Genomic DNA, 22341 nt, shown 5'->3' with positions numbered 1-22341 from the left:
GTTACTTTTTGCCATTTTGAAAATGGATTAGTTGTAAATTGATAGACTTGATCAACCTGTCAATAAAGAGTAGTAATCAAATTTTCTACAAATCTAGTTCCTGACTCCTTATCTAAGTAATCTTTAAGCATGCTATAATCATTTGAAGTTTGTAAAAATACATCAATTCGATCACACAAATTAATAATCTGAGAGATATTTTTAATTTCGTCATCAATATAAATCATTTTTTGATAATCAAGATGATGATAAAGAATAGCAGGTGCCAATTTATCTAGTGGTGAAAAGTTCTTTATGAACAAATAACCATAAATAGCATGTTGCCATATATTTTTTGTCTCAAAAATAAACATTTGATCAATTTTTTCTGTCTTATATGCTCCAATATCATGTAGCATTGCTAACATAAAAACATCTTGCAAGTACTTTTGTTCATGACTATTTTGAGCCTCAAGCATACGATATGTCATATTAGCTACTCGTAAACCATGATCAATCAATCGCGAATCAACATAATTCAAACAATTACTTATAATTTCAATAAAACCTTCATTATTTACTCCTGCAATATTATTCAACTTATTTTTCCATCGCATCCACTGACACTTTTTCCTCTCGATAAAATATCAATACAAAAACAATTGCCAGTAAACCTGCGATTATCTTACTAATCATATAGATTATGACGCCATTACCATCGACTACACTAGAAATGAATCCTAGCTGTCCCCCTAAAACATAAGCTCCACTTACACTAAAAGCGGCATTCATCATCTTCCCTTTACGATCCATTTGTGAAAACAATGGAATCATTGCAATGCTTGTCCCAAGGCTTAATAGTAGTCCCATCACACTAGCACTATTGACACCCAACTTTTGACCAATCATGAAAATCATTCGTGAAAAACGTTTAATAATCAAATCGCTTAAAATCATTGATCCGCACACAACAATGCACATCCGTAAAACAATTACCATTGCATCACTAATTAAAGCAGTTGTAGTAAAAGGCAATGTATCAAAAAACAGCTGTAAAACAACCATTCCAAACAACAAGATACTAATAATTCTAATCAAATAACCAAATAATGTTAAAACAAAAATGGTTTTATCATAAGAAACATATAGAGCAATTACCAAGATAACACAAAGTATAATTATTGGTAATAAGTTAATTAATAAATTAGGAATTTGTAAATACCAGGCAACTGCCACTAGAATTATTGGTAAACTTAAAATCCCATAAACTAATCCACTAATAAATGGATTTAAATCTTCCTTTTTTAAAGATGCTAAAAAAATTGGTAATTGAAAACTAATTGTTTGTCCTAATGTTGCAGTCAAAATAACCCCTGAAAAAATCAAAAAAGTACTATTACCAAGTCCCGAAACAATTGAAAACCCACCCATATCAGGTGCAAGAATACTCCCAACAACAATTGATGGATCTAATGATGAATCGGCACTTATTTTAGTAATCACATCTACATTATTTTGAATCAATGTAATTGCGATACAATAAAACCCAATCATACTCATGGCAATTCCACCCATCGAATCCATCCCTTTATCAAAAGCAGCTACTAGTCCCAACTTATTATTCAAGATCTTGTCAATCAAGCCAATCAAGCACAAAATAAGCATTATTAATATAAAAAAATTCATTATCGTACCTCAATTTCCATATTCTTCCAATATTTTACCAAACAAACCTCAAACAAAAAAGCCTATTCGGCTTTTATTTAAAATATTCAGTAATATTATCCTTATCATCAAAATAATTGATCTTCATTGCATCTTTAGCACGTTTAAGTGTTGCATTCGCTTTTTCATTAGCTTTAACACAACCATCTTCTAACACTTTCATAACAGCAGCAATATCAGCTTGTAAAACAGCTCTTCTTTCTCTAATTGGATTTAATGTTTCTTCTAAAACATTAAATAAAAATTTTTTTATTTTAACATCACCTAAACCACCACGACGATAATGCTCTTTTAATTCATCAAGATTTTTATAATCAGGTAAATATTTTTCAAAATATTCATCTTTGCAAAAACAATCCAAATAAGTAAACACTGTATTTCCCTCAACGGTTCCCGGATCTTCAACTTTTAAATGATTTGGATCTGTATACATACTCATTACCTTTTTCCGAACATCTTCACTAGTATCCGCAAGATAAATACAATTTCCAATTGACTTTGACATTTTTGCTTTGCCATCTGTTCCCGGCAATCTTTGACAAACTTCATTTTCAGCCAACATAATTTTTGGATCTACCAAAACATCACCATAAATCCGATTAAAACTGTGAACAATTTCTTTAGTCTGCTCAATTAACGGCATTTGATCTTCACCAACAGGAACACAAGTGGCATCAAAAGCTGTGATATCGGCAGCTTGAGAAACCGGATAATTTAAAAAACCAACTGGAATACTTGTTTCGAATCCACGCTGTTTTATTTCCTCCTTGATCGTTGGATTACGTTGTAATCTTGAAACTGTAACTAAATTCATATAATAAGCCGTAAACTCAAATAATGCTGGTACTTGAGATTGAATAAACATTGTGGTTTTTTCAGGATCTAAACCAACTGATAAATAATCTAAAGCAACCTCTAAAATATTTCGTCGGACTTTTTCAGGGTTATCAGCATTATCTGTTAAAGCCTGAGAATCAGCAATCATAATAAAAATTTCATCAAATTCTCCTGAGTTTTGTAATTCCACTCGTCGTCTTAGGGAACCAACATAATGTCCTAAATGTAATCTTCCTGTTGGACGATCGCCTGTTAAAATAATATTTTTCATATAAATCTCCTTCTTTGATTAAATAAAAAAGGCTTTTATCCTCAAGGATAAAAACCATTATGCCACCTTGTAAGACACCATCATGTCTGTTTTTCTTAACGCGAAAAGCACGGCGCCACTACTCCAGTTAAGTTTCATTTTGCTTCTAACCAGGCCCATTCATCAGTATCTTTATCTTGGCTCTCACCAGCCACCAAGTCTCTTAAATAAAGATTAGCTGTTTACTCTTCCTAGATTATCGAATTTACTATACTTAAAATCATAAAACGGATATAAAATGATGTCAATAGTTTATTAATAATCTTCAATTATTTTTATTTTTTTCTACAATCTATCTTGATTCCAATGCCTCTTCTGTATACTCAACAAAATACTCTTGATAATAAATAATTCTAATTAAATCTAAGATTGCCATAATTTGATAATTAAAACTAATTCCATCAAACTTACCCGGTAAACTAAAGAAATACTTAATACAACTTAAGTTTTCATTCTCAAGTAGTTGATTTTGGGTAATCAATAATGTCTTACTCTTGCTTAAGTGCCCTAAAGATTTTTTCGCTAAGAAATCTCTTAATGAACGCCCAGTAGATGAAAAGAATACTACAAAATCATTTTCATCAAATTTAATATTTGGATCATAAGCATGATATTGAACCACATTTTTACCTAATGTAATTAAATCAGTTTGAAATTCAACAGCAATACTAGTTGGAAACAGTCCTCCAACAATAATTACTCGATCAGCATCATATATATCATGGCATATAGAAACAATATTATCCATAAAAATATCATAATCATTTACTTCAATCAATCTGAATAAATCACGATAGCTCATACTTAATAATCTTGCTCGAATTTGGTCATTACGTAAAATATCATCAGCTACCAGCTTACGATGAAAGTCCTCATAGTTATCAAAACCAAGATAATTTAAAAATCCTAGGATCGTTCGTGGATCAAGATCACTTTCTTTACAAACTTGTGCAAATGTATATTCAATCATTCGATGATAATTTGCAATTACAAAAGTACAAAATTGATAGTAACCGTCATAAAATAAAGTGCCATTTAAATACTTAATAATTCTTGATAACAATACATCACCCATAACACAATTCTCCCTTCAAGCAAATATTTACTTTTCTACACTTATACTATAACAATCTTTGTTGTCAGGCGATATTAAAAAAGAAACATTGAAAATATTTTTTCAATGTTTCTTTTTAATTTAAAACAATCCTGTTATAATCGTTACATTCATTCGTCATGGTTTGTCATTTTCAAATATGTTTCTGTTTTATATTTAACATTTTTATCATAGTCTAATTTAAAATAACATGTATAAATGCAATCTAACAAATAAAGTAATGATAACCTTGTTGAAAATGAAGAAATCTTATTATAATGATTTTCATATGGACTTAAGTAAAGATTATAATCACAAAGACTAACTAATGACTTTAGCGTCGTTGAAGAAATTAATATGATTGGAGTATTGTTCTTTTTCAACAATTTAACAATTTTGTCAACAATCATTCCCCGTCCTTCAAAGCTAACAACAATTGCAATATGTTCCTTGTCACTTGAGGCAGCTGCTAAAAGCTGTTGATATTCTTCAACCGGAACATTAACAAAACGACCGATTTCTGACATTTGAAACTTAAAGTTTTCAACAAAGTAAAGATTACCAGCTGAAGTGTACATATCGATGAACTGAGCATTTTTTAGAGCTGAAGCAATCAGTCGTAATTGATCCAAGTCAATTAGATTATTCGAGGCAATCAAAGTCTGCTCGTATAATTCTTTCATTTTCATTGTAATCTGATACTGCGTCTCATTTTGTGAAAATGGATAGTTATAATCAATTGTTTTCTTTTCTTTCAAATAATCTCTTATTGATGTTGATACCATTACTTTAAGCTGTGCTAAACCATTAAGCTCTAGTTTTTTACACAGACGATAAATCGTTGGTATTGAAATAAAGCAAGCAGCACTAATTTCATCAGCACTCATATTAATAAAGCGTTCTGGATTATTTTTCATATAATCAACTAAAGTCTGTTCATTGGTAGTTAAATCTGTTAAATTATCCAATCGACTAAATATATTCATTTTCTCAGCCCCCTTATCCTCGTATCATTATAATAACACTTTGACACATAAATTTCCTAAATAAACAAATAATAAACATAAGCTAACACTCAGTAAAATATATCCTCCCGCCATCAAAAACTTACCATCACTAAGCAGATTCATACTTTCTAGTGAAAAAGTTGAAAATGTTGTAAAGCCGCCACATACCCCAGTTTTCAAAAATAAAATCCAGCGTGATTCAAGATTATACTTACTTGCTAACGCTACAACTAATCCAATTACAAATGCCCCAATGATATTGATCATCATAGTCATAAAAGGAAAAGTAGTATCTTTAATTATAATTAATCCCATTAAATATCTTGATACAGCACCAATAAAGCCACCAATTCCAACTGCTAAACATTCCAACATAATTATCTCCTCTATATAATCTTATTTTATGATTATTCAAAAATTTAAGCAAGTAAAAAAGGGAAGTTTACTTCCCTGCCAAATAAGCTTTTGCTTCATAGCTTCTTAATATTTGTTTTAAATCATCTTCATAATTACTAATCAGCAAAGTTCCTTGAATAAATTCTAAATCTATTTCCACTTCATCTTTACTATAATTACAAATAACTATAACCTGTTGTTCGTTTAATGTTCTTCGATAAGCATAAACTTGGAGATGTTCTTTTAAAAGCTGCTGATAGTCACCATAGATCAATACCTCATATTCTTTTCTTAATCGCAGTAGATCACGATAAAAATAATATACCGAGTTAGGGTCTTTTAAAGCGTTTTCAACTGTAATATTTGTATATTTTTGACTTGGAGCGAGCCACGGCTGAACAATACTAAAACCTCCAAACCTACTGTTATCCCACGGTATTGGCATCCGAGCATTATCACGGGAACGTTTACCAAAATAAGCAATGATCGTTTCTTCATCATAATTCTGTTTAAAAACTTCATACTTATTTAATGCATCAACATCGCGATACTGTGTCATTGATTGATAATATGCATTTGTCATTCCAATTTCTTCACCTTGATAAATATATGGTGTTCCTTGCATCCAAAACATGAATAATGCTAGCATTTTCGCAGATTTTTCAAGATAAAAAGGGGTTGAATCATCACCATATTTAGAAACTGCACGTGGGCGGTCATGATTATCCCAATATAAAGCATTCCATGCTTTACCATTCAAACCTGTTTGCCACCGTTCAAAAACTACTTTTAAATCTGCTAATTTAGGACGCTGATAAGTTAAATTTGGTCCTTTATCTAACGACATATGTTCAAACTGAAAAATCATCTTCAATTCACGACGATCAAACCCTGCATATAATAGAGCATCTTCTACACTGACATCAGCTGTTTCTCCCACTGTCATCGTATCATATTTAGCTAAAACACGATCATGCATCTCTTGAAGAAATTCATGTACTCGTGGTCCATTAGAAATAATTTCATACATATGCGGATCATTAATAATGGCTTTATCCATTTTTTCAAAATCTTTAGATATTTGGTTAATAACATCCATCCTAAAACCATCGATACCTTTGTCTAGCCACCACTCCATCATTTTATATACTTCATTTCTAACTTTTTCATTTTCCCAATTCAAATCAGGTTGTTCCTTTGTATATAAATGTAAATAATACATTTCTGTATCTTCATCATATTGCCAGGCCGATCCCTCAAAAACCGATTGCTGAAGATTAGGCGGTTGATCATTTTTCCCCTCACGCCAAATATAATAATCACGATACTCATTATCTTTAGATTTACGGCTTTCAACAAACCAGCGATGCTTAAATGAAGTATGATTTACAACTAGATCCATAATAATTTTTAAACCTTTTTGATGTGCTTGTTTCAATAATTCTTCAAAATCAGCCATTGTTCCAAAATCAGCCATAATATCCTGATAATCACTAATATCATAACCATTATCATAATTTGGTGATTGATATACTGGACATAACCAAATAACATCAACCCCTAAATTTTTAATATAATCTAAACGACTGATAATTCCCTGCAAGTCTCCAATCCCATCGTTATTACTATCTTGAAAACTCCGCGGATAAATCTGATAAACAGCAGCCTCCTGCCACCAACTTTTTTGCATTATCCTTCACCTCTTTTATATTTAAACATAACAAAAGGTCAAAATCTTGGCCCTTTTATACTATAATAGGCAAAATTTTAACCTTTTCGATATTTTGAAGGAATATCGTGATAATATTCTTTAAATATTTTATTAAATGCTTTCACATTTTTAAACCCATGATTTAATGCAATTTCATTAATTGTGAGACTAGTATTCATCAAATCATTATAAGCATGATTTAAACGAATTTTATTAATATAAGATAATAATGTAATCCCCGTCTTTTCCTTAAACATTCTTGATAAATAAACCTCACTAAAATGAAAATGATTAGCTAAAATCGTCAAATTCAATTCATCATCATAATGCTGTTCAATATAAGTGACGATTTGTTTAATTATCGGTAGTTTCTTTTTTGTGATTGCCAACTTATAAACACTACATTCTTCCAGCAGCAGCTCATATATTTGCATCATTCGATTATGTATAACTAAAGTTTCTTGATCAAGATGATCACCTAAATAAATAATTAGCTGTTCTAATTGCTCTTGATCCTTTATTAAAGATAAATCAAATTCACATTGTACCAGTTTAAATTCATCAAATAACTCAGTTGATAAAAGTAATGTTATTATTTTCGTTTGATCCTCTAAAAATCTTAATCTATGAATACTATTACTATTAATCAATACTAACTGCTTAGTATTAACAAACTTCTTTTCCCCATTCACTGATAGTTCAAAAGAACCTTGATTACAATAAATTAACTCTATTTCGTCATGCCAATGCGGCTTCATTACTTTACTGCGATTAAACTGATGATTCCAAATCTTAATAGGATATTTAAAGCTAGTTTCAACAACTTCATATAAATGCTGCATTATCATGCCTCACAAAAAGGATTGCTTAGCAATCCTCATCTTCTTTCCCATCCCAACAATATGTACATAATTTACATTTATCTAAACCGATTGATTCGATCATGTCATCTAAACGATGATAACGCAATGATGTAAATTTAGAGCGGCGACGAATTTCCTCACACATATTTTTATATCTTTCACTATCTGGGTCAGCGTATTCTTTTAAAATCTCATCACTAACATTATCACCTTCTAGTTTTTGGATAACACGACGAGTCACTAAATCTAATTCTGAACTAGAGCGTGAAAAATTTAAATATTTACACCCGAACATGATTGGGGGACAGGCAGGACGAACATGAACTTCTTTAGCCCCACTTTCATATAAAAATTCTGTTGTTTCACCTAATTGTGTTCCCCGAACAATTGAATCATCAATCAATAATAAACTTTTATTTTTAATTAATTCTTTAACCGGAATTAATTTCATCTTAGCAATCATATTTCTTTGACTTTGACTAGATGGCATAAATGACCGTGGCCAAGTCGGTGTATATTTGATAAATGGACGAGCAAAGGGAATACCTGAAACATTTGAATAACCTACTGCATGGGCAATTCCTGAATCCGGTACCCCAGCAACGCTATCTGGCTGTACATCATCACGTTTTGCTAATAAATTACCACAACGATTACGCATACACTCAACATTGATTCCTTCATAAGTTGATGTTGGATATCCATAATAAACCCATAAGAATGAACAAATTTTCATTTTATCTCCAGGACCTTGTTTAACTTCAATTTTACTTGGTGTCATGAAAACAATTTCCCCTGGTCCAAGATCACGATAATGATGATATCCTAAATTTAAAAATGCACTACTTTCAAATGTCGCACAATATCCTTCTGGTTTTTCCCCAATAATCACTGGTGTTCTTCCTAATTTATCACGTGAAGCATAAATTCCTTCAGATGTTAATATCATAATACTCATTGAGCCTTTAACAACGTCTTGAACATATTTAATTCCTTCTACGATACTATCCTTTTGACTAATCAATGCCGCTACTAATTCTGTAGGATTGACTTCACCCGAACTCATTTCCAAGAAATGAGTTGCCCCTTTAGCAAAACAATCATCTTTTAACTCTTCCAAGTTATTAATTCTACCTACTGTTGTAATGGCAAAAGATCCTACATGGGATCTAACCAACAACGGTTGTGCCTCATTATCAGAAATACAACCAATTCCTAAGTTTCCTTCAAATTCTTCTATATCTTTTTCAAATTTAGTTCGAAACGGCGAGTTTTGAATGTTATGAATCGATCTTTGAAAACCATTATTTCCATGAACTGCCATTCCTCCTCGTCTTGTTCCTAAATGGGAATGATAATCAATCCCAAAAAACAAATCTAAAACGCAACTTTCTTTTGATGCAACACCAAAAAATCCACTCATTTATATCTATCCTCCAAACTTTATACACCCATTGTATCTTATTTGTAACAAATTTCCTATATTTAATCTTATTTTCGCTAAAATATTGCCCAGGAAATAAAGAAAAACCTGTTATAATAACAGGTAAAATATCAAAACATTTGCTTATCAATACTATTATCTACAAATTCTAATAAAGAAATAATTACTTCTTTTAACTCATTTGACTTCTTTAAAGTTTCTTGGTCAAAATGTCTTTCCAAATAATCATGACTACCATAATAGACTTTTAAACTACCAATAGAATTAGCTTCTAGATCATTTAACCATTCAAAATCAGCTATTTCTAGATTACCAAAAAGCTGATAAACAAGATTTCTTGCTACTTCATCATTAGTTTCTTTGATTTTATCATCTTCTTTTAAATACTCTGTCCTCATTTTATAATGAGACGCTTCTTTCAACAACGTTACATTCACGACTATTCTATCTGAGGTTTCTAAGCACAAAGAAATTAGCTTATGTTCTGGCAACTAAATTCCTCCTTCACTAATACTAAATTATATGAAAATTATATCTTATTATACCCCATTAGTTAGATAATAATCATAAAAAAACTAGGTATAAGAGTATACCTAGTATCCAATATATTTCTATCCTATCAATTCAATATTTTTTTAATCTTATTTTATTAGCTGCTGACTGCCTTTATAAATTTCTTGGGTTATCAAGATTATATTCTTTAGCAATTTTTTTGAAATTATATAAAAGGTAGCGATGACGTACTAAATCATCCGGCTTACTACGATACAATGTTACAATTCCATAAGGATCCTCCATTACAATTTGATGCTTCTCCAATGTATCAAATAAACTTAATGCATTTCTTTGATTTAACACTTCAAAGCGACATATATTATTATCTTTAGTAATTATATCTAGATCAAGATAAAATCTAAATTCTGGCATCGGCCATGAAATTATTGATCTTGAACACATTGAGATTTTTGTACTCTTAATTTCATCGTAAGGAATTTCAATCTCCTCATAATTAGTATTATTGAACCTGACAGCATCCTTATCGAAATTTAAAACACGATTACGTAATGCAGACGCTTCATCATATTCCAATCCATCAAAAATTGCATAAACAATCAATCGTGCAGTAGTAGATTTTTTGGGCTCAAACGTCTCAACTTTTACTTGACTGGTAGTATTTTCATTCTTCCTATCTTCTGTTTTTTCGCCAACAGAATTTTTTATTTCCCTCTCTTGAAATTCTTTTTTAGATTCCTTTTTAAGATTATTTTGAGGATTAAACAATTTTAATAAACTATCCTGTGTTGTTATCTTAACAATCTCATTAAAAAAATCAACTTGACTGCCATTTTGACAATCAATCCGATTAATAATTTGTCCATCACGTAAATAAAGAAATTTCTTTGCATAACTGGCAATCATATTATCATGAGTTACTAAGATAATTGAGGTTCCTTGTTGATTCAGTTCTCTTAAGATTTCTAGTACTTCATGTGAATTTTTAGAATCCAGATTCCCTGTTGGTTCATCACAAACAACAATTTTTGGCTTCGTTACTATTGCTCTAGCAATAGCAACACGCTGCCGTTCTCCACCAGAACATTCATTTGGCTTTTTATATAGAGTATGGCTAATATTTAAGCGTTCACCAATCTCATTAACGCGTTCCTTAATTTCTTGTGGAGAAACTTCATTTAAAATCAAAGGTGTAGCAATATTGTCAAAAACAGATAATGATGGAACTAAATTGTGATTTTGAAAAATGAATCCCAAATATCGATTACGATAGTCACTTAGTTCAGCATCATTCATCTCACCGACAAAACGATTAAATATTTTAACTGCTCCACTACTTACTTCATCTAATGTTGATAAACAATTTAATAATGTTGATTTTCCGGAACCACTTGGCCCCATAACACTAATAAAATCCCCTTCCTCTAAGATGAAATCGACATTTCGCAATGCATAAAAATTAGCGCCACGTTTTAATAAAATATCCTGATCATATATTTTACTAATATTATTCGCCGTGATTAAGATATCTGACATCATCGTACACCTCCTTGATTAATTTACGATAACTGACGATCATATATATTGACATAAATGTATATAAAATAATATAAATTGCAATCATTGTGATAAAAGTATTGTAAGTAATCATATTAACTAAATAACTTTGATATAATAAGGATCCATACATAACAATTGGGAATATCACAATTAAAATAATAAACAGCATCATCTCTTGGTAATGAATCTTAAAAATACTTTTTTTGTTGTAACCTAAAGCCCGCATTGTTGCAATTACTGAAGCTCGGGTTGGCAAATAGATCATAAAGCGAATAATAAAACAAAGGAACATTGACGCCATTAATGCAAAAAAACTCATCATCATTGCATTTTGCACGTCAATCGAAACTGACTGCAAGAATAAGAAACTAATAATTATTGGTACAACAACAGCTGAAATATTGATCATTGCTGTCATTACGTCAGTAAGATCTTTTAGATTACTAAGTGATATGATCCAGTTCTTTGATTTTAGTAAGACTTTATTATGCAATAAGTCAAATAATAAAGGAAATGTATTATCAATGATGAGGACCTCACCTAATAATGAAAAAGCAAAATAAGTAGGTAAATTATTATTTTCAATTGATCTTAACATTGGCGTAAAACCTATATATATTAGTAATATTCCTAGTATTGTTGATAATATTTTTCCTTTTGGAAGCATATCAATAGTTTTTGGCTTTTCCCCCTTTAAAGCTAAACCACTTGACATTAATTTAAATGGATTAAAATTAGTTGTTTTTCGTGGCACATGATTCATATAGCCAGCAATATCAGTTTTGATCCTCATAAATTTTCCCATATCAATAACGACCACATAGATCATTTTTGTTAAGAATAAAGCGCCATAAATAATTAAAATATTCGTTAGGTCAACTGTAATCACAGCATCATAAATAGCACTATACATATAAACCCAACCCCAGCCAATTAAAAATCCAAGCGCATAGGAAATTAGAAATAGCAATCCAAATTGAATTAAAATATAGCGAATTATCTGCTTCATATTTCGACCACAAAGCAGTAATAATGAAAACTCCTCGTTTTTATTATTAATAATGTAATTATTCACAAACAAGGTCAATGCAAATGCAATCATGATTACAATTCCCGTGACTAACTGCAGAATATAGCCATTTGCAAAATCCACTTCAATATTACTAGTTGAATACATCACAACCGAAATGAATTCGAATGATGATAACAGTGATAAAACTGCTAATATCCCTAAATACAGTTTTTTCTGCCCGGAAATAATTTTTTTAATAAATGTAATCATTTCCAAATCCTCCCTTCACTAAATTCTTTATCTACTTTAAGTATACGCTTACATTTTTTAAATTACAAATATTATTATAATTATTTTTAAGTGAATAACTATTATTTATATTAATCATATGTAAAAAAAGTAATTAAATTCATCTTTTAATAAAACAGCCCCTACAAATGATACATATCATTCATATGGGCTAACTATTTTTATCAATCAATTTTTCATATTCATTTATAGGCATTGGTTTATAGTACACATATCCCTGAACCAAATCACATCCTACTTCACGCAAAAATTCTACCTGCGAAACTTGTTCTACACCTTCAGCAACCGTTTTAATTCCTAAATTATTGACCATCTTAATAATATCTTTAATAATTAATTTAACTTTATCCGGATTATCTGAATCTTCAAAAAAAGCACTATCCAACTTTAAAACATCTATTGGTAGATCTTTCAATAAATTTAATGAAGAATACGCTTTTCCAAAATCATCCATAGAACAAATAAAACCATAATTTCTTAAATCATTAATAATTTTAATTAGTAAATCTGTTCTTTCAAAAGCAACACTTTCAGTGAATTCTATCTCAATCATTCGATCGGGAATACCAAATTCTTGTTTTATTTGGTAATACTCATTCACAAATTTAGAATTGTAAAACTGCACTTTAGATACATTAACCGAAACAGGATAACATGGTAACTCTTCATCAATTCGTTTTCTAATCCAGCTACAAACTTCACGATATACATATTTATCTATCTCCTTAATATGCATATTTTTTTCAAAAATAGGGATGAACAGATCGGGATAAATCAATCTATCTTCACTCTTCCAGCGAACTAATGCTTCTGCACATGCGATTTTACCAGTTTTAATATTGACTTTAGGTTGCAAATATACAAGAAATTCTTGATTGTCTAAAGCTGTTTGCATCCTATTTTCAATCATTTTCTCCATATGCAATTTATTTCTAATTGCTTCAGTATAAAAAGCATAGTGTTCTTCAGAAGTTCTTTTTATAGTATCTTGAGCAAAAATAGCACGATCAATGTACTCATCGATAGTAAGTTTTTCAATAACATCTTCATAACAGCAAATACCACAACAAAGCCTGATTTGATAACCATTCTTTGCTTTCTTTACATAATCAATCAAAATTTGATCAATTTCTATTTGTTTTTGTTTTAACATTTCTTTACTCTCATAATGACGCAATATAATAAAACTATCAGCATTATTTCGAGCAAAAGTTTCATTTTTATCAATACTATTTGCTAATACAGCTGCATACTTTTTTAATATTTTATCACCAAATTGATATCCAAAGACATCATTAATATACTTAAAATGCTCTATATCAATATACAAAAAAGCAAATTGACCTTTTGTTTTCTTAATAATATTTCTTGCCTCTAAAACAAATTTAAGTCGATTATTTGCCCCGGTCAAGTTATCACGGTAAGCTACGATACTCAAAGTATTATTTTTGCGTTGCAATGTTATCATGCTTCGTAAATAAAAAATAATTATTATAGACCATGTCACTAATGAAATTCCTGATAAAATCATCAACATCATTAATAGATAATTACTTTGTGTCGTAGTATAATAGTCAACTGCAAAGACAGTATCGTTTGCTATCTCAAATAAATCTTCACTATCACTAAGCAGTTTCTCATGACCATTTCCTTCGCGTACTAGAACTATATCCATTTGGATTGCTTCCCAAATATTTTTTAATTTATTTAAATCTGTCCGGTAATCTTCATCATCAAGATTAATTAGACTATATTTACCAACTCCCATATCTAACTCTGTAAGAATCTCATCAATATAATCTTTTAATTCGTCATTTGGCTGATCAGTTAATTCTAATTTGACCAAACGCTGGCTCGCACCACGAACAATCCCAACATAATTAATCAATGTCCCATAATCACGAATTTTATATAAAGTGTGAACTGATATTGAGCATAATAGTATTAATGTTAATAAAAAAGCGGGTAACCCCAATCTCTTTAGTCTCATCTCTATCACACCCTATCACCTTAATGATATGCTAATCATTAGGATAAAACAAGCAAATGCCCTCATTTTTACATTTTTTGTAAAACGCTTACATTTTTATCAAGTGATTTACACAAGAAAAGATTTAAATATCAAATTTTTACTTTTATAATACAATTAACATATATGTTTAAAACAACTAGTTGCAAAATATGATTGAATGGAGAATATCATGAAAACAAGAAACTTAATCGCAACATCATCATTAGCACTTACAATGATGCTAGGAATAGTTGCCACCCCTTTATCAGCACAACAAACATACACACCCGGTGTGACGGTAGAGAAAAATACTAATCCAGAATGGGAAGCAGACTATACAGCAACCTTCATTTACAAAGATAAAGATGCGCGTGATGCAACAAATGTTAGCGTAAGCGGTGGTTTCCAATTTTATAAACCCGAAGAAGTACAGTCATTTGCAAATACTGGTGACGGGGCTAATATCCCATGTTATAATGCTTATCAATATCAAGATGGAATGTTCGCTGGAGGGTACAATCTTAATGGTGATGCCGCAAATTATTCAATGACTGAAATTGAAGATGAAATCTTTGAGGTAACGATCCCTTTACCTGCAAATGAATACTTTTATGCTTTCAATATTGAATATTCAGATGGCAGTAGTGAAACTAATGTCAAAGATCCTGCTAATCCCGCACTTGCTAATGATGGTTCAGATGCTAAATGGAGCCTATTTTATGTAGGTAATGGTGAGACTAAAGGACAAGAATATATCAGCCCTCGTACCGATGGTAAAACAGGTACTTACTCATTTGTCAATTATTTAGCTGAAGATGGAACTACTCAACCTTTAGGAATCTATCTACCGAATGGTTATGATGCTAATAAAACATATAAAACAATCTATGTTTCTCACGGTGGCGGGGGTAATGAGGTAGAATGGATGACTATTGGTGCAGTTCCAAATATCATGGATAATTTAATTGCTGATAGTTTAACTAAAGAAGCAATTGTTGTTACAATGGATAATACATACTTCAATTGGGACTATGATCGTATTATTAATAACCTATTTAATAATATTTTGCCTTATATCGAAACACATTACAATGTATCAAAAGAAGTAAACGATCGGGCATTTTGTGGATTATCAATGGGATCTATGACAACTACGACTTTATACCAGACCCATCCTGATCAATTTGGATATTTTGGCTGCTTTTCAGGAGCTAATGTTCCAGTTGATGTAAGTAAAGTTGCACATCTTGATCAACCAAACTTATATATTACTGCTGGCTGCATCGATATGGCCTTAATGAATGATAGTTATAATACTGCGAGCGATCGTACTACAACTGGATTCGTAGATAAGCTAAATACATTAAATCTAACCAATTACAAATTAGAAATTTTAAATGGTGCTCATGACTGGTACGTTTGGCGTGAATCGTTCACTAACTTTGTAAAAGATCACTTGTGGACTAAAGATGTTAAGATAGAAACGCCTAGTGAAACTCCTGTTATTAAACCAGAAACACCTGCTTCATCAACAAATACTACTACTGCACCTAAAACAAGTGACGATTTAAATCTTGCTGTTGCTGGATTATTTATCATCATCTCAGTGACAACTGGTGTAGTTATAAAAAAACATTACTAAATACAATAAAAATCGTAAGTTCATGATATCTCTTAACAAAGAAGATATCAAACTTACGATTTTTTTATTACTCGTACTTTATAAATTAATTCAGAAATAATTTGACTTAAATAAAATAACGAATAATAGCCATCATTAATTGATTTAGGAATGCCATATTGATAAATATAATCAAATATTTTCTGCTCAGCTAAATCATCTTGAGCAAAAACAACAAGTTTTAAATTCTTCTGACTAGCTTTCTCTACTACTCGTTTTTGAATTTCACTATAAAAATCATTGGACACATTTAACAAAACCAAAGTATCTCCATCTTTAAAAAAATCACTATGAATATCTTGAAATTCCTGTAAATCAAATAAATATGCAGGAACTTCATTCGCCACCAAATCTAACTGCACAGTATAAAAGTCAATCATTTCATGAGTATCACCAATAAATGTAACACTACGGCTATTAAGCAATAATTTGGTTATAGCAACAAGTTTTTCCATGTCCAAATTAAGTTTTGTCTGACGAAGATTGCTGATAGCTTCAACATATAAAGAATCAGCTAAATTATCCAATGATGTACGCATAAACTGCTGCATATTAGATACCGTTCTTACCATATTTAAATTACGAATAAAATAGTCTAAACCATCTTTAAAATCCTGGAAAGAACTGTATCCTATCTTTTGAACAAAGCGACTAACCGAAGCAATAGAAATATTTGCTTCTTGAGCAATCTGCTCTAATGAAACGGTTTTAATATCACCAATATGTTCAATGATAATTCTAGCAATATTGTATTCATTAGTATTAGAAAGATTTTCATTACAATATCTAAAAAAATTAAATCCCAACTGCTCGTGTCTCTTCATAAATTCCCTCCATTTTTTATATTATATCAATTAAATATCTTAATTAAAAGGAATTCTCTTTAAATGTCTAGACACATAAAAATAACCGGGACCGGTTATTTTTATAAAGACATACTTTTACGGTCAAAAATTATTCCACCTACCCCATAACAAACAATCATTACTACAAGTAATCCTCCTAACATTAAATAACCTTCATTATTACCGTTAATCAATTTTTGAGGATCAAATAAAGTTAATAATGTTGCAAATTTAAGTCCTTCCATACTTCCTTGCATATTCGAAAGCATTTGAATCATAATAAAAACTATCGGGATTCCCGCTCCAAATAACGATGCTAAGCGGTACTCATTAAAAATACAAGAACACATATAACAAATTCCTGTTAATGTTAACTGTAAAATGAAAACTCCTAAATTTAAAACCAAATAAGCTCCAATATCCAAATCACCAGGAAACATCAAAGCACTACATCCAAGCCCTAAACCTGTACAAAAAGCAATTAAAACAAATAAGTTTGTTATGATAACCAGCATTTGTGTAAACCACACAGATCTACGTTCAACGCCACTACATAATAAATAACTCATCACACCATTATCAACTTTTCGAACAACTAAACGTAATGCTAGTAAAATTCCAAAAATCAAAGGAAAAACAATCATGATTAAACCATATAAATAAGTAGAGAGAAAATCAATCAGTGTTGTCGGGGTACCACTCATTCCTACCATTGCCATTATTTCAGGCATACTTTTAGCAAATGTTTCTAGCGCTGTTCCTAGCTTAGGATCATACATTGCTAACATGATCGTTGTATACATTGTCAAAATCAAACAAAAAATAACTAGTATCTTATAATTAGATTTCCATTCTAATTTAAATAGCGCTTTATTGAACATGTTGATTTCCTCCATAAAATTGCATAAAAATTTCTTCTAAACTTTGGTGTGCAATATCAAAATTCATTAATTCGTAGTTATTTAAACAACTGATCAATTCATTAATTTCATGCTTTATTACAACCTCAACAACATTATCATCAGCATTTCTAATTGTAAAAGATTCTTTTTGAAATTTGTAAGCATCTTGATGATTTTTAAATGTTATTATATATATCTTTTGTTTCGATTTCTTTAATGTGTCAATATCCTCAATACTCACCATTCGTCCTTGACGAATAATTCCTACCCGATCACATGTTTTCTCTACTTCTTCAAACATATGTGAGGACATCAAAATAGTCTTACCACGCTTCTTTTCTTCAATAATTAAATTAATAAACTCACTTTGCATTAAAGGATCAAGTCCACTAGTTGGTTCATCTAAAATAAAAACAGCTGGATCATGCATAAAAGCTACTACCAAACCTATCTTTTGTTTCATCCCTTTTGACATCTTTTTGATTTTTACATGAGGATCAAGATCAAAGCGTTCAATTATTTCTTCAGCACGCCCCAAATCCTTCATTCCCCGATACTCAGCCATAAATTTAATAAACTGAATTCCAGTAACCTCCTCCATTAAATTAATTTCTCCTGGAATATAACCAATCTTCTTTTGAATCTCTGCAATTTTCTTACTACAATCCATCCCTTCAATTAAACAGGTTCCTTCTTCAGGAATAATAAACCCTAACAAATGTCTAATTGTTGTAGTTTTTCCAGCACCATTAGGTCCTAAAAAGCCAAAAACTTCACCTTTTTCGATTTTAAAAGAGACATCAAATATTCCTTTATCATTACCATAATCTTTTGTTAAACCATTAATCTCAACAACACTCATATAAATTCCTCCCGATAGAAATTCTCTTTTATAATATCCAAATATCTAAAATACTCATCTTGAATCTCTTTCATATTAACATTTTCTAAATCCTGATATCTATCCATATACCCTTGCGACATCCAATAAATTATGTTCCAAACTTCTTCAGGATCAACTCCTGCTTTAAACTTACTAATATCAGCACGTTTAATTAAATTATATGATGCTATTACCTCTGCATATAATTGTTCATAACTATTTCCTACTATTTCCTTACGATTTTGGTAATAGCGCAGTGAAAAGCCATAAATATATGGATATTTAGACATCATTTCCATTTTGCCTAACACTGCTAATTTAATTGCATCAAAAAAATCTTTACCATCTATAATATTCATTTTTTCAAATAACTTCATCACTAGTCTAGCGCTATATTGTGCTAAGTACTGATACAACTCTAGTTTATTGTGAAAATAATAAAACAATAGTCCCTTTGATATTCCCGCTTTGGCTGCAATATCATCGGTTAATGCATGTTTATAATCATTTTTACTAAATACTTCTAACCCTGCATTAATAATGGCCAGTCTTTTTTCTTCGTTTAATTCAAAGAATTTTTGGTTCATTTTATCACCCCTTTGACTGACTTGATTAATTAAATTATAGCAAATTGACTCGTTTCAACAACCCCTCGTATCAATCTTTATGCAATCTTAATAGTCCAAAAAATAAAGACCAAAATGAAATATTTTGATCTTTTCATCATCCTATCTTACTAAACTCTTAGCTAACCAAATATCTGGTTTTCCTAAACCATTGGCATCAGGAATCACCCCAACTATTTGATATCCTATCTTTTGATAAAACTCATAGGGATGTCGTTCAAGATTCCTAATATTTTTTATCTTTGAATATAGATCATCAAATAAATTAGTATTAGCCAATGTTGTTTTATCAAATTCATCATCACTGCCTAAATAAATGGTACAGCAGCCACAATTCTTAAGCTCATTTTCTAATGCTGTACAAAGCTTTGTACCAATACCTTGACCTTGCCACTTTTTAGAAACCGCCAAAGGATGCAATTCCCAAGCAGTGATTCCATACTGGGGAATAGCCCCAACCAACCCCATCAATATATCATTTTCAACTGCCCCCAGCATTATTCTATTTGTCGATAAACATTTTGTTATTTCTAGCTCGGCACAATCTTTATATGCATATGGAAATGCTTCAATCAATAATGTAGCTGCCTGCTGACGATAATAGGTTAAATTAGATGTTAACTTAATTATTTCCATATTTTCACCCCTTTTACTTATATAATACCATCTATTTTACTTTAAGCTGCTTAATTCTTATTTTTATATTATTAATAATATAAAAATAGGCTGTAACTAAATAGAATAAATTTATTCTAGAGGGGTTATACCTCTTTTTTATTTCAACTGTTTTTGGATATTCATAAATGTAATGTAAATATCTTTATTTTTAACTATTATAAATAATTATTTCTCTTTTCGATACTTTCTATGTTGGTTTTCAAGAAATGTGATACTAGAATAAAAACTGTACCAGTTAAATGAAAAAAAGCAATCAGCCCTTCATGCCTACAAAGCTCATATCACTTTCCTTTCTTAATAGAACTGCTAGCTATCATATAGATTTACCTCAAAAGTATTCTAACAAAGAGTCCAGTTTTTAGCTATTTAAAATACTTATTTATTAAATCATTTATATACATATCACCCCAATATCATATTTCCTGCAAAACAGGCATTAAAGACTCCCCCGCTTTGAAAGATAGTATTCTACTTTTGGAGAAATTTAAGGATATTCTTTTCTTATAATGAAATAATCAGCCTCGAGTTCTTTTAATTGTGTACTTAACATTTTGTGTGATATAGTCCCCAATGGACGTTTTAATTCACTATATCGCATTAATTCAGTTTTCCAAAGCTAAAATAAAATATTCATCTTCTATTTGCCACCTATAATTGACATTGTATATTCAAGATGGTTTTGAATTAACTGCTCCATTTGTTTACATCTATACTTATTTTTTCTTCCATTTTAAACTCTCCTTTTAGATAGTATCTTACCTAAAAGTGCATACTGTTATTTTTGTTAAGGTAGTGCTATATTACACTTAATAAAAAGAAAAAAGGAGTAATGATGATGAGAAATTTAGATAAATCAATTTCAATCAACGGATTGACGTTAAAAAACAGATTAGTAATGCCCCCAATGGCAACATCAAGTGCTAATGATGGTGAAGTAAGTCAAAGAATTCTTGATTATTATGATAAGAAAACAAAAGGTGGATATATTGGATTAGTCATTACTGAACACAGTTACATTGATATTCAAGGAATGGCCAATCCTAAACAAATGTCAGTAGCAAAGGATAGCGATATAAAAGGATTAAAGCAATTGGTAAATATAATTCATAACAATGGAAGCAAGGCGTTTGCTCAAATAAATCATGCCGGTTCAATGGCAAGAGGAACAGGATTACCTACTGTTAGTGCAAGTAATACAATACCAATAACAATGAAAGAATCCAATATCGAAATACCAGAAGAATTGAGTAAAGAACAGATTCAATATATAGTAAAAAGATTTGCTGATGCAGCCAGACGCGTAAAGTTAGCAGGTTTTGATGGGGTAGAAATTCATTCTGCACATGCATATCTTTTAAATCAGTTCTATTCGCCAATAACCAATCATAGAACAGATGAATATACTGGTACAACACTTGAAGGTCGATTGAGAATTCATAAGGAAGTTATTGAAGCAGTTCGAAGTGAAGTTGGAGAAGACTTCCCAATTGCTTTACGCTTAGGTGGGTGTGATTATATGGCTGGCGGCTCAACAATTGAAGATTCCATTAAAGCCTCTCAAATGCTTGAAAGTTATGGTGTAGATATCCTTGATATAACTGGTGGAATAAATCGCTATATGATTCCATGGAATAAAGAGCCAGGATATTTTTCAGATATGACAGAGCATATTATGGAAAAAGTTTCTATTCCAGTTATTTTGACAGGTGGAATAACTAATGCCATGGATGCTGAAAAACTACTGCAATTAAACAAAGCAGATTTAATTGGTGTTGGTAGAGCTATTCTAAAAGATGATAGTTGGGCAAAAAATGCAATGGAACAAAAATAATGCAAATACTGGTATCTATAATACAAGTATTTGTTGAATTACGATACAATAAATTCGGAGATGAATACTATCTCCGGAAATGCGGCAATGACCTCTAAAAAATTTAAAAAGAAAGTAAGAAAAGT

21 protein-coding genes are annotated in these 22341 nt (G+C 30.6%); 2 read left to right on the top strand and 19 right to left on the bottom strand.

What is annotated here, in order from left to right:
- Positions 1–59: 59 nt before the first annotated feature.
- The 13 genes from KSU54_RS02920 to KSU54_RS02860 all read right to left on the bottom strand — a co-directional run bounded on the left by KSU54_RS02920 (position 60) and on the right by KSU54_RS02860 (position 14749).
- Positions 60–578: an HD domain-containing protein gene (locus tag KSU54_RS02920; RefSeq protein WP_226816556.1), complete on the bottom strand. Its 519-nt coding sequence runs from the start codon at positions 576–578 to the stop codon at positions 60–62.
- Between the two features lies 1 nt (position 579).
- Positions 580–1665 (bottom strand): ethanolamine utilization protein EutH, encoded by a 1086-nt coding sequence (eutH, locus tag KSU54_RS02915; protein WP_054322719.1) that lies wholly within the window; start codon positions 1663–1665, stop codon positions 580–582.
- A 73-nt stretch (positions 1666–1738) separates the two neighbouring features.
- Entirely contained in the window at positions 1739–2812 is a 1074-nt protein-coding gene (gene trpS, locus KSU54_RS02910; RefSeq protein ID WP_003538662.1) for a tryptophan--tRNA ligase, read from the bottom strand.
- A gap of 331 nt (positions 2813–3143) precedes the next feature.
- Positions 3144–3926: a MurR/RpiR family transcriptional regulator gene (locus tag KSU54_RS02905; RefSeq protein WP_003538664.1), complete on the bottom strand. Its 783-nt coding sequence runs from the start codon at positions 3924–3926 to the stop codon at positions 3144–3146.
- A gap of 149 nt (positions 3927–4075) precedes the next feature.
- Positions 4076–4930 carry a MurR/RpiR family transcriptional regulator gene (locus KSU54_RS02900; protein ID WP_003538667.1) on the bottom strand — a complete coding sequence of 285 codons (855 nt, stop codon included), beginning with the start codon at positions 4928–4930 and terminating at the stop codon, positions 4076–4078.
- Positions 4931–4957: 27 nt separating this feature from the next.
- Positions 4958–5326, bottom strand: a complete 369-nt coding sequence (gene crcB, locus KSU54_RS02895; protein ID WP_003538669.1) for a fluoride efflux transporter CrcB — start codon at positions 5324–5326, stop codon at positions 4958–4960.
- 67 nt (positions 5327–5393) lie between these two features.
- Positions 5394–7037 carry a glycoside hydrolase family 13 protein gene (locus tag KSU54_RS02890; RefSeq protein ID WP_009008745.1) on the bottom strand — a complete coding sequence of 548 codons (1644 nt, stop codon included), beginning with the start codon at positions 7035–7037 and terminating at the stop codon, positions 5394–5396.
- A 77-nt stretch (positions 7038–7114) separates the two neighbouring features.
- On the bottom strand, positions 7115–7900 hold the full coding sequence (locus KSU54_RS02885) for an AraC family transcriptional regulator (protein WP_008792148.1): 786 nt from the start codon (positions 7898–7900) through the stop codon (positions 7115–7117).
- A 25-nt stretch (positions 7901–7925) separates the two neighbouring features.
- On the bottom strand, positions 7926–9344 hold the full coding sequence (locus KSU54_RS02880) for an amidophosphoribosyltransferase (RefSeq protein ID WP_003538675.1): 1419 nt from the start codon (positions 9342–9344) through the stop codon (positions 7926–7928).
- Between the two features lie 131 nt (positions 9345–9475).
- Positions 9476–9856: a hypothetical protein gene (locus tag KSU54_RS02875; RefSeq protein WP_117791978.1), complete on the bottom strand. Its 381-nt coding sequence runs from the start codon at positions 9854–9856 to the stop codon at positions 9476–9478.
- Positions 9857–10031: 175 nt separating this feature from the next.
- Positions 10032–11414, bottom strand: coding sequence for an ABC transporter ATP-binding protein (locus tag KSU54_RS02870; protein WP_117791987.1), 1383 nt, complete (start codon positions 11412–11414; stop codon positions 10032–10034).
- A complete protein-coding gene (locus KSU54_RS02865) occupies positions 11386–12720 on the bottom strand; it encodes an FtsX-like permease family protein (protein WP_003538681.1) in 1335 nt (444 codons plus the stop codon). The genes KSU54_RS02870 and KSU54_RS02865 overlap by 29 nt, the downstream gene beginning before the upstream one ends.
- Before the next feature lie 190 nt (positions 12721–12910).
- Positions 12911–14749: a putative bifunctional diguanylate cyclase/phosphodiesterase gene (locus tag KSU54_RS02860; protein ID WP_217746581.1), complete on the bottom strand. Its 1839-nt coding sequence runs from the start codon at positions 14747–14749 to the stop codon at positions 12911–12913.
- A gap of 211 nt (positions 14750–14960) precedes the next feature.
- On the opposite strand from KSU54_RS02860, the gene KSU54_RS02855 reads away from it, so the two are divergent.
- Positions 14961–16412 (top strand): alpha/beta hydrolase, encoded by a 1452-nt coding sequence (locus tag KSU54_RS02855; protein WP_117791977.1) that lies wholly within the window; start codon positions 14961–14963, stop codon positions 16410–16412.
- Positions 16413–16465: 53 nt separating this feature from the next.
- Here KSU54_RS02855 and KSU54_RS02850 read toward each other — a convergent pair whose 3' ends face one another.
- The 6 genes from KSU54_RS02850 to KSU54_RS18770 all read right to left on the bottom strand — a co-directional run bounded on the left by KSU54_RS02850 (position 16466) and on the right by KSU54_RS18770 (position 20935).
- Positions 16466–17275: a MurR/RpiR family transcriptional regulator gene (locus KSU54_RS02850; RefSeq protein WP_003538688.1), complete on the bottom strand. Its 810-nt coding sequence runs from the start codon at positions 17273–17275 to the stop codon at positions 16466–16468.
- A 101-nt stretch (positions 17276–17376) separates the two neighbouring features.
- A complete protein-coding gene (locus tag KSU54_RS02845; protein WP_009008741.1) occupies positions 17377–18177 on the bottom strand; it encodes an ABC transporter permease subunit in 801 nt (266 codons plus the stop codon).
- The gene (locus KSU54_RS02840; RefSeq protein ID WP_009008740.1) at positions 18167–19060 is read right to left on the bottom strand and encodes an ABC transporter ATP-binding protein; all 894 of its coding nucleotides are present in this window, start codon (positions 19058–19060) and stop codon (positions 18167–18169) included. The genes KSU54_RS02845 and KSU54_RS02840 overlap by 11 nt, the downstream gene beginning before the upstream one ends.
- Entirely contained in the window at positions 19057–19668 is a 612-nt protein-coding gene (locus tag KSU54_RS02835) for a TetR/AcrR family transcriptional regulator (protein WP_003538693.1), read from the bottom strand. The genes KSU54_RS02840 and KSU54_RS02835 overlap by 4 nt, the downstream gene beginning before the upstream one ends.
- Positions 19669–19809: 141 nt before the next feature.
- Positions 19810–20343, bottom strand: coding sequence for a GNAT family N-acetyltransferase (locus KSU54_RS02830; RefSeq protein WP_003538694.1), 534 nt, complete (start codon positions 20341–20343; stop codon positions 19810–19812).
- A gap of 526 nt (positions 20344–20869) precedes the next feature.
- Positions 20870–20935, bottom strand: a complete 66-nt coding sequence (locus KSU54_RS18770) for a hypothetical protein (protein ID WP_230328614.1) — start codon at positions 20933–20935, stop codon at positions 20870–20872.
- 285 nt (positions 20936–21220) lie between these two features.
- On the opposite strand from KSU54_RS18770, the gene KSU54_RS02820 reads away from it, so the two are divergent.
- Positions 21221–22216, top strand: a complete 996-nt coding sequence (locus tag KSU54_RS02820; RefSeq protein ID WP_008792154.1) for an NADH:flavin oxidoreductase — start codon at positions 21221–21223, stop codon at positions 22214–22216.
- The last annotated feature ends 125 nt before the right edge of the window (positions 22217–22341 follow it).

The organism is Erysipelatoclostridium sp. MSK.23.31 (assembly GCF_019125875.1).
In the GTDB taxonomy this organism is placed as follows: Bacteria; Bacillota_I; Bacilli_A; order Erysipelotrichales; family Coprobacillaceae; genus Thomasclavelia; species Thomasclavelia ramosa.
This window is presented reverse-complemented; position numbering and strand designations above follow the sequence as displayed.

What these genes read in the sequence shown, in the direction of transcription:
- crcB (WP_003538669.1), bottom strand. Translation starts at nt 5,326, where the DNA reads ATGTTGGAATGTTTAGCAGTTGGAATTGGTGGCTTTATTGGTGCTGTA.
- KSU54_RS02845 (WP_009008741.1), bottom strand. Translation starts at nt 18,177, where the DNA reads ATGTTCAATAAAGCGCTATTTAAATTAGAATGGAAATCTAATTATAAG.
- trpS (WP_003538662.1), bottom strand. Translation starts at nt 2,812, where the DNA reads ATGAAAAATATTATTTTAACAGGCGATCGTCCAACAGGAAGATTACAT.
- KSU54_RS02905 (WP_003538664.1), bottom strand. Translation starts at nt 3,926, where the DNA reads ATGGGTGATGTATTGTTATCAAGAATTATTAAGTATTTAAATGGCACT.
- KSU54_RS02860 (WP_217746581.1), bottom strand. Translation starts at nt 14,749, where the DNA reads ATGAGACTAAAGAGATTGGGGTTACCCGCTTTTTTATTAACATTAATA.
- KSU54_RS02880 (WP_003538675.1), bottom strand. Translation starts at nt 9,344, where the DNA reads ATGAGTGGATTTTTTGGTGTTGCATCAAAAGAAAGTTGCGTTTTAGAT.
- KSU54_RS02890 (WP_009008745.1), bottom strand. Translation starts at nt 7,037, where the DNA reads ATGCAAAAAAGTTGGTGGCAGGAGGCTGCTGTTTATCAGATTTATCCG.
- KSU54_RS02835 (WP_003538693.1), bottom strand. Translation starts at nt 19,668, where the DNA reads ATGAACCAAAAATTCTTTGAATTAAACGAAGAAAAAAGACTGGCCATT.
- KSU54_RS02850 (WP_003538688.1), bottom strand. Translation starts at nt 17,275, where the DNA reads ATGAAGAGACACGAGCAGTTGGGATTTAATTTTTTTAGATATTGTAAT.
- eutH (WP_054322719.1), bottom strand. Translation starts at nt 1,665, where the DNA reads ATGAATTTTTTTATATTAATAATGCTTATTTTGTGCTTGATTGGCTTG.
- KSU54_RS02885 (WP_008792148.1), bottom strand. Translation starts at nt 7,900, where the DNA reads ATGCAGCATTTATATGAAGTTGTTGAAACTAGCTTTAAATATCCTATT.
- KSU54_RS02855 (WP_117791977.1), top strand. Translation starts at nt 14,961, where the DNA reads ATGAAAACAAGAAACTTAATCGCAACATCATCATTAGCACTTACAATG.
- KSU54_RS02830 (WP_003538694.1), bottom strand. Translation starts at nt 20,343, where the DNA reads ATGGAAATAATTAAGTTAACATCTAATTTAACCTATTATCGTCAGCAG.
- KSU54_RS02870 (WP_117791987.1), bottom strand. Translation starts at nt 11,414, where the DNA reads ATGTCAGATATCTTAATCACGGCGAATAATATTAGTAAAATATATGAT.
- KSU54_RS02865 (WP_003538681.1), bottom strand. Translation starts at nt 12,720, where the DNA reads ATGATTACATTTATTAAAAAAATTATTTCCGGGCAGAAAAAACTGTAT.
- KSU54_RS02840 (WP_009008740.1), bottom strand. Translation starts at nt 19,060, where the DNA reads ATGAGTGTTGTTGAGATTAATGGTTTAACAAAAGATTATGGTAATGAT.
- KSU54_RS02900 (WP_003538667.1), bottom strand. Translation starts at nt 4,930, where the DNA reads ATGAATATATTTAGTCGATTGGATAATTTAACAGATTTAACTACCAAT.
- KSU54_RS02820 (WP_008792154.1), top strand. Translation starts at nt 21,221, where the DNA reads ATGAGAAATTTAGATAAATCAATTTCAATCAACGGATTGACGTTAAAA.